General features: G+C 59.7%; 9 protein-coding genes. All 9 read right to left on the bottom strand.

The annotated features are described in order from the left end of the window. Positions 1–11: 11 nt before the first annotated feature. The 9 genes from DRET_RS12870 to DRET_RS03260 all read right to left on the bottom strand — a co-directional run bounded on the left by DRET_RS12870 (position 12) and on the right by DRET_RS03260 (position 14,209). The gene (locus tag DRET_RS12870) at positions 12–2,039 is read right to left on the bottom strand and encodes a methyl-accepting chemotaxis protein (RefSeq protein ID WP_015751110.1); all 2,028 of its coding nucleotides are present in this window, start codon (positions 2,037–2,039) and stop codon (positions 12–14) included. Between the two features lie 78 nt (positions 2,040–2,117). Continuing rightward, positions 2,118–4,514 carry a methyl-accepting chemotaxis protein gene (locus DRET_RS12865; RefSeq protein ID WP_015751109.1) on the bottom strand — a complete coding sequence of 799 codons (2,397 nt, stop codon included), beginning with the start codon at positions 4,512–4,514 and terminating at the stop codon, positions 2,118–2,120. Positions 4,515–4,852: 338 nt separating this feature from the next. Next, positions 4,853–5,362, bottom strand: coding sequence for a chemotaxis protein CheW (locus DRET_RS03290; protein ID WP_015751108.1), 510 nt, complete (start codon positions 5,360–5,362; stop codon positions 4,853–4,855). 116 nt (positions 5,363–5,478) lie between these two features. After that, positions 5,479–7,332, bottom strand: a complete 1,854-nt coding sequence (locus DRET_RS12860; RefSeq protein ID WP_015751107.1) for a methyl-accepting chemotaxis protein — start codon at positions 7,330–7,332, stop codon at positions 5,479–5,481. 143 nt (positions 7,333–7,475) lie between these two features. Then, positions 7,476–10,091, bottom strand: a complete 2,616-nt coding sequence (locus DRET_RS03280) for an Hpt domain-containing protein (protein WP_015751106.1) — start codon at positions 10,089–10,091, stop codon at positions 7,476–7,478. Between the two features lie 392 nt (positions 10,092–10,483). Beyond that, entirely contained in the window at positions 10,484–10,795 is a 312-nt protein-coding gene (fliE, locus tag DRET_RS03275; RefSeq protein WP_015751105.1) for a flagellar hook-basal body complex protein FliE, read from the bottom strand. 4 nt (positions 10,796–10,799) lie between these two features. Then, positions 10,800–11,228: a flagellar basal body rod protein FlgC gene (flgC, locus tag DRET_RS03270; protein WP_015751104.1), complete on the bottom strand. Its 429-nt coding sequence runs from the start codon at positions 11,226–11,228 to the stop codon at positions 10,800–10,802. A gap of 21 nt (positions 11,229–11,249) precedes the next feature. Further along, a complete protein-coding gene (gene flgB / locus DRET_RS03265; RefSeq protein ID WP_015751103.1) occupies positions 11,250–11,660 on the bottom strand; it encodes a flagellar basal body rod protein FlgB in 411 nt (136 codons plus the stop codon). Between the two features lie 227 nt (positions 11,661–11,887). Next, positions 11,888–14,209, bottom strand: coding sequence for a tetratricopeptide repeat protein (locus DRET_RS03260; RefSeq protein WP_041281870.1), 2,322 nt, complete (start codon positions 14,207–14,209; stop codon positions 11,888–11,890). Between the last annotated feature and the right edge of the window lie 318 nt (positions 14,210–14,527).

The following is a 14,527-nucleotide window of genomic DNA, read 5'->3' as shown; positions in this document are numbered from 1 at the left end:
CTGGTCTGGATTTAAAAATCCCGGAAATCCTGATCGTCCAAGGGGATGATATCTTCGGGATTCGTTTTTTCGCTCCGCTGCACGTTTTGACTCCGTGCAGCGGGGCGCTGTTTTCCTGAACCGGTTTTCGACGTCCCTGCTCCGGCGGATTTCTTCTGGGAGGTCTGTCCCGAATCTTTACGCCCCGCCGTTTTTGCAGTGGCACCCTGGTGTTGGTGCTCCTGGAGCGCGCCCCCCACAATCACCGTGAGTTCGCTGACCATCCGGTCGAGTTCCACGGCCCGGGCGGAAAGTTCTTCAGCATCTCCCGCGGCCTCTTCAGAATCCGCCGCCGTGTCCTGAACGACCTTGTCCATTTCGGAGACAGCGGTATTGACCTGATCAATGCCCTGCGACTGCTCCTTGGACGCGGCTGCGATCTCGGCGACCAAGGCGTTGACCTTGCTCACACTCTCCTGGATCCGCCCCAGCCGTTCAGCAACGCCTTCGGCCATATTGACGCCCTTGTTGGCGCTGTTCTGCGATTGTTCGATCAGGGCTGAAGTGTTCTGGGCCGCCTCAGCCGAGCGTTGAGCCAGGCTGCGGACCTCTTCGGCAACCACCGCAAACCCTTTCCCCGCATCACCGGCCCGGGCCGCTTCCACGGCCGCGTTCAGGGCCAAGAGATTGGTCTGAAAGGCGATGTCGTCGATGGTTTTGATGATCTTCGAGGTTTCACTGGCCGACTGTTTGATCTCATCAATGGCCGAGGACATCTCCTCCATGGCCTGGACCCCGCCGTTGACCTCGTCGGCGCTTTCACGCATCGCCTTGTCCGCCTGATCGGCATTGTCCGCGTTCGCCCGCGTTTGCGAGGCCATTTCTTCCAGGGACGAGGACGATTCCTCCAGGCTCGCCGCCTGTTCGTTGGCTTTTTCGGCCTGCGACTGGCTGGCCGTGGTCAGATGTCCGCTCGTGTCCTTCAGGACTTGGGAGGTCTGCCCCATCCCGCCGATGACCCGGCGCAGCGGAGCACAGGCCACGCACAACCGCCAGAACAGAAATCCGCTGACACCAAGGACAAAGGCCACACAGACACCCACAAGCGCCATGTGCATCGTCTCTAATGTGGCATACAATCCACCGGCATCGACGCCGAGCAGCATGACCCCGATCTGTTTTCCACTGTAGTCCTGAATCGGAAACGTGGAGATGGCGTAATCTCCGTTCCGGGCCTGATTCGCCCCCTGGGCGCCCTGGCTCAGGAGATCCGGGGTGACCAGGGAGTCGGTGACCGGTTTTTCCGTGGAGGAGACAAAGACAAACTCGCCCCCTTCAATGGGGTGGGCTTGGCGGTCCTGGAGTTTGTGCGCCGTGGGCAGATATTCCTTGTTCATGTACACGGCGATGTATTCGTTTTCCGTGGCCATGGACTGCACCAAGGGGTCGTAGCTGGAGAGGACTTCCACCGAGCCCCGATATCCGCCGCTGTCCGATTGGATTGGGGCAATGCCCCGAATCGCGAAACCGCCGCGCCCGATCTCGATCCCCGAAATCGGCTCATGGCTTCCCCGGCTGATATCCAGGACGGTGTTGCGAAACCCGCTCAAATCATCGCTCACGGACTGCTCCGGCTTCCAGAGCCGGAGCAGACTGCGCGCTGAGCGGAGATGGAAGTGGATCCGGAACCGCTCCGCTCCGGTCACCTCCAGATACCCCTTGCGAAAAGAGGCCATCTCCTCCCGGAGTACGGAGCGGGCCGCATCCAGCGAAGGGCTTTCCGCCGTATTGATGTCCCCGCCGTGAGCCTTTTCATAGGCCTTCTGGACAGGGTCCGCCTGACTGAAAAGCGCCGCCCGGGCGAGCATATTCGCCCCCCGGTCGGTTTCAGCGGCACGGATCGCGTCGATTTTGTTTTCTATTCGCGTGTCAAGGGCAGTGGAAATGAGCTGGTTGACCAGCCTGTCACCCCCCACATACAGCGCCACGGCAAACAGAAAACTGATGAGGACAACGGGCAACAAAAGGCGGTACTCGATTTTCAATCGTGTCGTACCCATAGGTATCCTCCAGGGTTTGGCATCAGCAAAAAACGCGTCCGTGTCCGAAACACTCAGGCGACGCTGTCCTTGTATAGGTTAAAAATCCCGGAAATCCTGATCGTCCAAGGGGATGATCTCTTCGGGATCCTGGTCGTGTTCTCCGGGGGCGTGGTTACTTGAGGCCCGTGAGTGTTGCGACCTCCTGGTGCTGCTCGCTGTGGCCTGTGCCGGGGATTGTGCCTCCCTGTCGCCCCGGTCCAGAGCGGCAGCCGAGTCCCGGCCTTGCCCAGCATCCAGGTTACCGCCGATAAAGGCCGAGAGTTCGGTCACCATCTGCGTCAATTCTTCGGCCTGTGAAGTCAATTGCTCCGAGGCACTGGCCGATTGTTCGGCATCCGCGGCCGTGTGCTGGATGACCTTGTCCATCTCGGCCACGGCAGTATTGACCTGCTCGATGCCTTGCGACTGCTCCTTGGACGCGGCCGCGATCTCGGCGACCAGGTGTTTGACCTGGCTGACGCTGTCCTGGATACGGCTCAGGCGTGACGCGACCCCTTCGGCCATGGCCACGCCCTTCTCGGCACTGGTCTGGGACTGCTCGATCAGCGCTGAAGTATTCTGGGCCGCCTCAGCCGAGCGCTGGGCCAGGCTGCGGACTTCTTCAGCGACCACGGCGAATCCCTTGCCGGCCTCGCCGGCCCGGGCCGCCTCCACGGCCGCATTCAGGGCTAAGAGATTGGTCTGAAAAGCGATATCGTCGATGGTCCTGATAATCTTCGACGTCTCGCTGGAGGACTGCTTGATCTCATCAATAGCCGCGGACATTTCCCCCATGGCCTGAACGCCGCCTTCGACCTCGCCAGCGCTCTCGCGCATGGCCTTGTCGGCCTGGTCCGCATTGTCCGCGGTCTGTTTCGTCTGGGAGGCCATTTCCTCCAACGAGGAAGAGGTTTCCTCCAGGCTCGAGGCCTGCTGGTTCGAGCCTTCAGCCAGAGACTGGCTCGTCGAGGCCACCTGTTTGGCCGCGACCGAAGTGTGCTCCGAACTTTGGGACAGACTGGCCGCAAACCGCTTCAGCATCCGAATCATGCTCCGGGCGATGAAGAAGGCCAGGAGACACCCGAGCAGGATCCCGACACCCCCCAAGACCAGGACAGTGGTCTTGAGCTGGGTCACTTTGCCCAAGAGCGCGGTTTCGCTGATAACACTCGCCCCGACCACGGACTGGGCCTCATCGAGATGGTCCCGAACCTCGGTCAGTGCCGGCACGGTCTGGGTGGCGTAGATCTCCATGGCCTGACGCTTCTCGTCCAGGGCCGCTTCCGCCTTGTCCTGCAGGTGTTGCAATCCGCCCAGGACATCATCAAGCAGCGGCTGGGTCTGGTCCTTGAACACAGCGTGGGCCTGCTGCCGACCGGCGAGCAATTCCTCTTCCACAGCCAGGACCTCTTTGAGCCCGCTCTGGACGTTTTTCAGGGCCGGTCGCCCTTCCTCGGAAAAAATGGTCTTGGCCTTGTCAAAGGCCGCATCGCGATCCTGTTTGATCAAAAATTCGATCCGGGCCACAGCCGAATGCAGATCCTCGTGGGGTTTGGCAATGGACTGCGCCGCCTCGGCAAAGGCCGGAAAGACCTTGGCCAATTCCTCTGCCTCGTCGGAACGCAGAAACTGGGTCAGCGGGCATGACGAGCCTCGGACATGGACCCGGAGCGTGTCCTGCCGGGTCAGCAAGGCGCTCTGGATTTTCGTTCCCCAAGAGTCGTGGATGGCGATCAGATTCTGGAGCCGGTTCTTCAGGCCGGGGTGGATCTGGCGATAGGCCTGAACCACCTCCAGGGCGCTGTCATGGAGCTTGGTGTGCGCCGTCTGGAGCGTTTCCCACTGCTTTTGGAAACCAGCGTCGCCTTGGGCAAAAGCGGTTTGCCCCTCCTCGCTGGCCATCCAGCGTCCCAGCGCGCATTGGCTCGCCTCAGTCTGGACATCGATCTGCTCGGCATTGGCCAGGAAGCCGTCACGGATCGTATTGGCCCATTGCAGGTGTTCAGCCCGCTTGGCCGCAAGGATGCCGGGTAAATTGGTGTCCACCGCCTGAAAATGCGCAGCTATGGCTGCAGCGGATTCGTGGAGTCTGGCATGGGGGCCTTCCAGGGCAGTGAAGATCTCGGCCAGTCCCTCGACATTGGCTTCGGCCTTCCTCCGGGCCGGACTGGTCAGAAAACTGCCCAGAACACATTGGCTCGGATCGGTCTCGACCTCCAGACTGGTGACCTGGTCGTCGTTGAGGTAGCGGCTCAGTCCGTTGATCCAGCTCAAGTGGGCGACTTCGACCTCCGCCAGCCGGCAATCCAATTGATTGCCATAGATGACGTGCTCGGAATCATCGGCCAGGTCACTCACGCCGCCCAGCGTGACTACGACCACTGCGACCAAGACACACAGTACCAGGGCAAACCCCGTTCCTACCCGACGCCCGACTGTCCACGATGAAGCCATTGTATCTCCTTTGCTACGTTCCTCACGACCCGTCCTCACCTTGGCTGGCGGGCCAGGCACCAACTCCGCTGCCATTGGGCGAGAGAGTTTTCTGGTGAACGGGCAGCGGCGCAGACCCGTCACCAGCACCCAATCGCCTCCCTCATCTGGAGGGATTTTCTTGCCAGAAAGAAGCGTGCCCGTCGGCAGGCCGGCGGGCACGTTCCCCAATTCCCCAAACGAGCCACCCGGAATCGTTGAACGGTTTTCCTCGTACCGTGCGCAGCACTGCACGACGGCATATATTGCACATACCGTTCAAAACGCCTGGGCGCGTTCTTCCAGTTCAAATCCAGCAGTCAGCTTGCAGTCCGGGCCAATGCCTCCACATCGCCTTCGGAGAGGACTTTGTCGATATCCAGCAAGATCTTGAACGAATCGTTTGTCTTGCACATGCCCAGGATAAAGGTCGTATCCACTTGGGTCCCGAAGGCCGGAGCCGGTTCGATCTCTTCAGGGCTGATCTCCACCACTTCCGAGACTTCGTCGACAATGGTGCCCATGACCACACTGGAATCGCCGCGCTGGACTTTGACGACAATGATGCAGGTCTTGCGGGATTCCTCGGCCTTTTCCAGACCGAATTTGGCCCGCAGGTCGACCACAGGAATGACCTTGCCTCGCAGGTTGATTACCCCCCGGACGTAATCCGGGACCCGCGGCACCCGGGTGATTTCCATCATCTCGATGATTTCCTGCACCTTGAGGATTTCCAGGCCGTACTCCTCGTCGCCGAGGAAAAACGTCAAATATTTCCCGGCCAAGGCGCTCATGTCCTTTTCGTGAACTTGGGCGTCGGCTACGCTCATAGTTGTACTCCTTGCTCACACTGTCTTGGGTCTGGCCGGGAACGGGTCCCGGTCCCATTGATTCGTATCCTGCATTCGTCAAAAAACATCACAAGCCGCTTCACAACACGCGGGCCTCAGCGCTGGTTGTCCCCGCTGCCCAAGGCCTGCCGGGCCGTCTGGGCGAGTTCAGCCTGCCCCTGGTGCCCCTGGCTCACCGCTTCGCTTCCCTGCTCCGCCTGCTGGTGCGTCTCATCCAGCGAAGCGCCGACAGAGCGCATCAAGGCACGGACAGCACGCTCCATCTCCTCGGCCTGGGCGGCCAGTTCCTGGGCCGCGCTGGCTGAGGCCTCTGCTCCGGAGGCGTTGTGCTGGACGACCTTGTCCATCTCCGCCACCGCGCTGTTGATTTCATTGAGGCCTTGGGCCTGCTCTTCGGAAGCGGCCGCTATCTCATCGACCAGGGCGCCGACCTTTGTGTTTTCTGCTTCGGTACGCTCAAAGGCCGCCCGGGTCGTTTCCACCAACTGCGCGCCGCTCTGGATTTCAGCCACCGTGGATTCAATCAGGTTCTGGGTATTCTGGGCCGCCTCGGCCGAGCGCTGGGCCAGACTCCGGACCTCTTCGGCAACCACGGCAAAGCCCTTGCCTGCTTCGCCGGCCCGGGCCGCCTCCACGGCGGCATTCAGGGCCAGGAGGTTGGTCTGAAAGGCGATATCGTCGATGGTCTTGATGATCTTACTGATCTCGTCACCGCTTTTGGCGATCCGTTCCATGGCCTTGGTGGTCTGTTGCATGGAGGACTTGGCTTCCTGCAGGGTATTGTAGGCTTGGTCTCTGGAGTCGATAGCCTGCTTGGCATTGTCCGCATTCTGCCGGGTCTGCGAGGTCAGCTGCTCCAGCGAGGAGGAACTCTCTTCCAGGCTCGAGGCCTGCTCGTTGGTCCCTTCGGCGATGTCCTGGCTTGAAGAGGCGATCTGATCCGAAGCCGCGTTGACCTGGTCGGCGGTGGCAAAGAGATGCCGGAATTGTCGCCGCATGGGCCGGGTGATGCCCATGGTCAGGAAAAAAGCCAGCAGCCCGCCGACACCCACGGCCCCGCCGACCCCACCGAGCATGAGCCAATTGGCCTGCCCGACAATGGCGGCCGCGGCTTCCTGGTGCGCGGACTGCGCTTTGGCCGCTGCGTTCTGGACCTTCTGGGCCGCGGTCTGCAGGGCGGTGTCCGCCTCGTGCTGTTCACGACGCAGGGTCAAAAAGGTATCAAAGGCCTGTTGGTAGGTCTCGGCCGCGTCAACGACCCGTTTGCCCAGTTCGGCCTCCGTGGCGTGGGTCGAGGCCTGCATGACATCGCCGAAGACCAAAATATTGTCGATGGCTTCCGAGGCCTCCAGCGCTGCGGTCTCGTCCCCGGTCATGGCAAAGGTCTTCTCCCGGACCCGAGCCAGACGAATCACGCGAATAAATCGGTTGGCCATGTCCGCGTTGAGCATCATCGGCTGGCCGGCTTCCTCGGCGCCACCCTCATCACCGGAATGGCTGAAATCGAGCATGTCGTTGCCCGCGGTCTCAATGGCTGCGGCCGCCTTTTCCATCCGTTTCTGGACCTCGGCCTTGTCCCGGGAAAGGCGGATATAGGTCTGCATGGCCGTTTCGTAGGCGGTTGCGCCCTCCTGAATGGCCCCCATCCGCTCTTGTTGGGCCGCAGAGGGCATCGCCGTTTGCAGCGCTTTGGCCTCGCCCTGTACCTCGTCCAACAATTCCAGGACCCGGTCAGCCACCTCCCGGTCCGGCTCCAGGGCGTATTCCCGGTCCAACTCCCGGGCCTGCAGGACTTCGGCGATAATCGCCTCCGAACGATTGGCCAGGTCCACGGCCCCGGACATGCGCTGCATGCCCACATACCCCACAACACCAACCAACACGGTAACCACCAGCACAGCAGCAAACCCGCTGCCGATCCGAACTCCAAGCCGCGCGTTTTTGAACATCCCTCTGCCTTTGCGCTTGTCCCGTCTCGATCAGAGGCGCGACGTCCAACAGCTCATTTCCTCTATCCGGTCTTCTCGCGTCCCAGCCCGTGTGCCCGGCAATAAAGCCCTGCTCGTTTGTGCGTGAATTGCGAGCCGCAAAGCTATGTGCTGCGTCCCCCTCCTTGATTCGTGGCCATCCGGACCACGCCGTTGACATCGATGATCAATCCGGGCGTGCCGTCGGACAAAATGCTCGCCCCGGAGACACCGCGGATGGAGCCCATGGCCTCACCCAAACTCTTGATTACGGTCTGATTTTGCCCCAACAATTCGTCAACGAGCAGGGCGACCTGCCGCCCCCCGTCCTCGACCACCACGGCGATAGCCTGAGTCGGGTCGGTCTCGGCATCGTCGACGCCGAAGAGTTCACTCAGCCGGAAAAGCGGCAGCAGCCGGCCGCGAAAGGGCAGGGTTTCCCCCTTGCCGACCACGGTGGCGACCATCTCTTTGGTCGGCTGAAAGGATTGGATGATCGAAAGCAAGGGCAAAATATACCGCTCACTGCCGACCTTGATCTGCATGCCATCGATAATGGCCATGGTCAGCGGCAGGACCAGGGTGAAGGTCGTGCCTTCGCCGGGCGTCGAGCGGATCCGGATATTGCCGCGCAGATTTTCGATATTGCTTTTGACCACGTCCATGCCCACACCCCGGCCGGAGACGTCGGTGACCTGGGCCGCGGTGGAAAAGCCCGGAGCGAAGATCAAGCCGTAGATCTCCTCATCGCTCATGCCGTTGGCGGACTCGATGATGCCCCGCTCCACGGCTTTGGCCGCGATAGCCTCCCGGTTGAGCCCGCGCCCGTCGTCCTCAATGACAATATGGATGCTACCGCCCTCGTGGAAGGCCTTGAGCCAGATCCGGCCTTCTGCGGATTTCCCCGCGGCCACCCGGTCTTCCGGAGTCGGCTCAATGCCGTGGTCGACCGCGTTGCGGATCATGTGCACCAGAGGATCGCCGAGCTTTTCGACCATGGCCTTGTCCAGCTCGGTCTCCTTGCCGACCATTTCCAGCTCGACCTTCTTGCCGGATTTCTTGCCCAGGTCCCGCACCAGCCGGGCCATACGCCGAAAAGTCGTCTCAATGGGCACCATGCGCATGGACATGCCCATATCCTGCAGACTGCGGGTGATCTTGGTCAGCTGGGCCAGATTGCGCTCCAATTGCGGCGAGGCCAGATCACTCAATTTCTCGTCCTGGGTGACGATGGATTCGATGATCACCAGCTCGCCGATGGTGTCCAGGAGCAGATCGATCCGGTCCGCATCGATCTTCATGGTCTGCTTGATCTGCATCCCTTTCTGCCCGTTCTTGCGGGGTTCGCCCTGGGCGGGTGCGGTCTCGGGTTCTGGCTGGGCAGAAGAGGGTTCCGGAGAAGGGGAAACGCCAGCGGAAGCGGCCGGGGCCGGTTCTGGAGCTGCCGGTGCGGAGCTCTCCGGTTCAGAGGACGCCGGCTCCGGCGTGCTCGGAGCGGCCTGTGGGCTGGGAGCCGACGGTGCCGCCGCCTGGGGCTGCTGTCGGATCCGGTTCACAAAATCGAACGTTTGGCGCAGGCTGGGATCCGGGACATATTCAGCCCCCGCTCCCAGGGCCTCCTCCAGCTGCCCGACCATCTTTTTGAGCATGTCCAGGGCGCTGAAGGTGGCGTCGACCACTTCTCCGCGGAAGGTCAAATTTTCTTTGCGGACCTCATCGAGCAGGTTTTCGGCCTTGTGGGCCAATTCGGCGATCGGGGTCAGATCGAGAAAGCCGCAGGTCCCCTTGATGGTGTGAAAGGCGCGAAAAACCGCGGCCACGGCATCCAGATTGTCCGGGTCGCTTTCCAGGGTCAGCAGATTCTCGTCCGCGATCTCGAAATGTTCCTGGGCCTCGGAAATGAATTCCCCGGTGATTTCCGGATCGCTGATGGGTACGGGCTGCAGGAGAGGATCGTCACTGGCCTCTGCCGCGGGAGCGGCAGGGGACGCAGCCCCCTCTGCCCCGGCGCTGGGCCCTTGCACCTCCCCCTCGTTTGTAAACAGGCCCATTACAGCCGCGGTGTCCGGAAGGTGGGCATCCCGGCGGCAGGCCTCGACCGCGCTTTGGAACCAATCCTTGAAGGCCAGCAATGTGTCCGGGGAAATGGCTTGTCCCTGGTCCTGGATATAATCCTCAAGGCCGTGGCAGACCTCGGCTATCGACCCCAGGCCCATGACCCCGGCTTCGCCCTTGGCCGTATGGACCAGGCGACGCACAGCGTCCAGATTGTCGGTGTCGTGGTGCTTCTCATACTCCAGAATATATTCTTCCAGATCCCCCAAGGCCGATTCCTGCTGGGCGATATAGGCGGCAAAAATCTCCTGATCCACCCCGGCGGCCAGTTCGTCGCCCTCCGGTCCCGTGCTGCCCTCGGGATCGAGATGTTCGGGAAAAGAGAGGATCTCTTCCTCCTTGCCCTCGATGATCGCCCCCTGGAACGCCCGGGCCAGCTTTTGCAAGGCAGCCAGATGCGATTCATCGGTCTCGCTCGACTCCGCCCCCAGCTTTTCACGGACCAACGCGGCCGCCGCGTCGGCAGCGGCCCGGCACCTGGGGTAGCTGCCGTTCAGACTGTCCCGCAGCTGTTGTAAGGTCTGCGCCAAGCGGTCCACTTCGGCTTGCTGTTCGGGATCGAACAGGACCAGTTGTTCGGCAAAGGCTTCGACTATGCCCTGAACATGCTGTGTGTCGGTACTCATGCTTCTCCCGTCTGGGGGCTCAAGATTCTTGGATGAAAAAAAGAAACGACCGTGTCAGACACGGTCCCGATTTGCTGCCTGCGGACCATTTCCCGGCCGGACAGACGCGCATGTGGCTCACCTTGCCTATGCTGCTGCGGTGACACGGATGTGGCAACACAGTGCCCAAACGGTATCCACAGCTGAATACGGCCCCGGAGCGCAGCAGGCTACCGGTCGAGTGCCGTTGCGCCAGTCGGTGAGCTAATTGATGAAAAAATTCTTCTACTGCAGGTCGTTTAAAAATACCAAGTGGAGACAACAAACCGTTCAAGCTCGAAGCATACGTATTCGCATGTACGAATTTGCATTTTTTGCAGCTTTGCTTTCATTGAGAGACTTACAACAACCCACTAGACTTGCATGCGCATGATTTCCTTATAGGCGTCCATAGCTTTGTTACGAACCTGAACCATGAGTTTCATAGACGTGCCCGCCTTCTCCATGGCCACCATGGTTTCGTGTATAGATGTCCCTCCGCCTGTGGTGCTATCCAAAATAGCCGTATTGGCAGTTTTCTTCTGGCTATCTACTTCCTGGACCGCCTCCAATAAGGTATCGCGAAACGACTCCACCGGAGTCTGTTGTCCGCCAGCGTTGGCCGCGCCGCTTTGTTCCAGAAAGTTGGCCGCTCCGGCCGCGAGGCTGGGATCGATTACTGGCATACGGTTATCCTCCGATTTCCAAGGCTTTCACCGCCATACGCTGAGAGGCCTTGATGCTTGTCACATTGGCCTCATAGGCACGGGTCGCAGCCATGATATCAGTCATCTCCTCCAGGACATTGATATCCGGCATAGTCACATAGCCCTCCCCGTTGGCGTCAGGATGGCCCGGATCATAGACATCACGCAACGCCTCTTGGTCCTGACGGATCGCCGCCACTTCCACGCCAGCCACCCCCTCGGGCAGGCGCGAAGCCAGTTCGTCGTCAAAGGAATTCTTGGGACTGAGGACCACCGATTTGCGGTAATACGGCTCACCTGAGGCAGTCCTGGTCGTCTCCGTGTTGGCCAGATTGGAACTGGCCGCGTTCATACGCAACGATTGAGCGGTCATAGCCGATGCGCTGATGTCCATTGCGGTAAACAGATTCATAGCTCTTCTCGCTGGTCCTTCTTAGGATTTCGATGCTTCCTGAATCACATATTCAAGGGAGGCGAATTTCCGCGACAAAATCCGCGCCGCCGTCTCATATTTGATCTGATTTTCCGAGAGTCTGGCCATTTCCTGTTCCATACGCACCCCATTGTCGGAAACGGCCTTGCCGGGATCCGAAATCACTTCCCCATCAACCTGATTGATGTCATCGACAAATCCGAAATGATCCTCGTGCGTGGCTTCCATCTTTTGTGCCTCAGGGTCAAAAGCGGCTCGCAATTGCTCTTCAAATTGCAAGTGCTGCGAGGCATACCCCGGAGTTTCCGCGTTGGCAATGTTCGACGTCAACATCTCGTGATTTCGGGCTCGCAGGTTCAGGGACTGCTCCAACAGGCCAATCGTCGATCCAAATAAAACGTTATCCGACATGTCATTTTTTCCTGGTTAGGTCACAAAGAGATTTCAGCGGCCCGTGACTTTGGTTACGGCTTCAGCAAACCATTCCATTCAAGCACCTTCGATCCCGAATTACCCTTTGCCGGTGACAGCGCCGGGAATAAAAAACGCTTAGGCAACACCTGAGCCCTAATTCTTCAGACTGAGAGCAAAACATCCCTACCGGGCTGGCTGGCAAACTCGAGGGGCCATTCTCAAACCTAGTTCGCCAATGTGGCGCGGACCTGCCCCATGGCACGACTTTCCTCGGCCATTTTCCGCCACACCTGATTGTCTGTCTCATCGGCCAAACGGGTGTAGAGTTTAGCCGAGTCCCGATACCTGCCGGTCTGCGCCAAGGAATCTGCGGCCTTGTAGAGTGCCCGAGTGCCAAAAATCGGATCGTCGAACAACGTCCGCCACAGCGGCAGGACCCGTTCGTATTGCCCCAACTGGTAGCACCCGTCGGCCCAGATGTACCGCGTACGCGGTGAAAGCATATGCTCCGCCAGTGTAGCCCGTTCCAGATAGCGCCCCATGCGGTTGAATTCCTGCAACGCGTATAGCGCCCGGGCCGTCAAAACGTCCAAGCGGCGACTATAGGGACGCTGCGGCCTCAAAAGCCAGTCCAAAGCTTTTTCTGGTTCGTCATTGTCCAGAAATGTCGCTGCAGTTTCAGCGATCACTTCCCCGGCCTGGTCCCCGTTGGGGAAATCTTGCAAATACATGTCCGCATACTCGGCGGCGCGCAAAGGATCGCCAACATGGCGCCACAACCGAACTGTTCGAGGCAATAAAAGTTCCCGTCGCCCGGGATCATTGCTCTGGGCTAACATGTACAAAAAAACCCGAGCTGCGCGTTCGTATAACCCGAGCCTTTCAAAGGTGTCCCCCACTGTTTCCAAAAAGGGGTGGGGCATATCCGTGTGCACGAGAATATCACGGTGTTCGGCCACAAGAGCCAACCCTCGGACATAATCGCCCTGGTCCAAGTAACTCCGCACCACCGATGGGAGCATGCTCCCCATAAGCACCCGAGCCTCATTCTGGAGGTTGCCAGCGCCGAATGCGACAAGAAAATCAGATAACCAACGCACAGCCCGTTTCTTCTCGCCCATGGCCCGCATGACCAGAATGCGTTTAAAAGCTGCTTCGCCACGGACCTTACGCTGAGGTGATTGGCTCATGACCTTCTCGTAAGCAGTGACATGGCTGGGTTTGAGTTCGCCCATCTCCTCCATGACGGCAATATCGTTGCGAACGACGCGGGCACGGTAGCCGGCAGCCGTGTGCGGCCATTTGTCCAAAATTAAGGACATGACCTGCTTGGACCGTTGTGGACGCCCGCTGTAGCGCAGACTCATGCCCATACGCCATAAGGCCATAGCCTTGGGCCCGGTTGTGAGCAATGAATCAGCTAGAGCGTTGTAGATGCGCATAGCCTCGGCAAATTTGCCCCGGCCATAAAGAAGATCGGCGTAACGCTCTAACGCCGCCGGCACGCGACGAAGAAAGTCCAACGGCAGCTCGGTTCTCCGGCTCACTTGCCACGCCTCTTCGCGGCGACCAAGATCGTAAAGAGCCTGCACCCGACGGGCGGCAACTAAACGAACCGAGACCACTCCAGCCAGGGGCGGTTGATCCAGCTCAGCAAGGGCCTCTTGCGGCTGCCCGGTCTTCAACCCCAATTCCGCGCCCAACACCCGCCAATACAAGCGCATGTCTGGGGAGATCCCCTCAGGCAAGGTGATATCGTGGTATGCGGTATACGCCTGGTAATGGCGATCAAGTGCCATCAAAGAGTGCAAGTACAGGTAGTGCACTCGCACATCCAACGGTCCCTTCGGAGGCAGGTGGCGTGGCAGGCGTTCTAGGCGAGCCAAGGCATTACGGGGGGCGCCTGTGGCCAACAAGCCGCGGGCGGCCAACGTGTCCTGGGAAGGGGAGGTGGCATTCGCGTAACGTGGTGTCAACGCGCTGACGGTCCCCTCCCAATTGCCCTGCTTTGCTGCTCGCAGCGCAAGGGCATCAATCTCAGCGACATTCAATCCTCCGGCCAAGACAGCGTAAGGTGCCAGTGTCAGTTGCATATCCACCCAGGGGGCAACAGGTGCTGAATAGGTTTGAAAAAAATTGTCCCACTGGCCGCTGTACTCTGAACTAAGATAGCGTCCGACAGCCCCCCCTTCCCGGACGATCGTCAGGCGATCACCGGGATTATTGGTCAGCCCGGGCCGCACCCAGCGCCCTTGCTCTGACCAACGAAGCGCCACACGGACCAGGCTTTGATCCGATGATGTCAGGGTTTCGACATCTTCCGGAGCTCGTCGCAAAATGACGGTCACCTCGGTCTGTTGCCCGATACGGGCCACTCGACTCTGCACCACATCCCCGCCAGCCTGGACCCCACTCACCCCCTCGGCAGGGGCGGTGCGCTCAAAGCGGACCAGTATTCGCTGACCTAAGGCATTCACCGTAAATTGCGTCTTGGAATCCAGTTCGAATTGCAGCACCGTCTCCCGGTCTCCAGGAATTCGCTGCATACGTTCTAGGATATGTGCCGCCTGAGCCTGCACCTCAGACGGCGCCGTAGCGATAAAAATAAGCACGCTAAGAAGCCAGAGCGCTAATGCGCACAGTGCCCGGCCTCGGGAGTGGCATCGGGAAGAACCCCGTTGTGGTCGCTTTGCTGACTCAGAGTCTCCACTCACAATGATGAACATCCTTGCTTGATTGCTGAACAAAAAAGTTTGACGGATACATGAAAAAAAACGCAAGACCAGACCGAGCTTAGCAGGAAGCCGGGGACTGAAAAATTGGGCCGCTTGCGCGGTTCCATCAAGCCACCGGAGAATTCCGGA

Origin of the sequence: Desulfohalobium retbaense DSM 5692, assembly GCF_000024325.1 — a bacterium.
Classification (GTDB): Bacteria; Desulfobacterota; Desulfovibrionia; order Desulfovibrionales; family Desulfohalobiaceae; genus Desulfohalobium; species Desulfohalobium retbaense.
The sequence above is the reverse complement of the archived record's forward strand: the minus strand, read 5'-3'. Positions and strand labels throughout refer to the sequence as shown.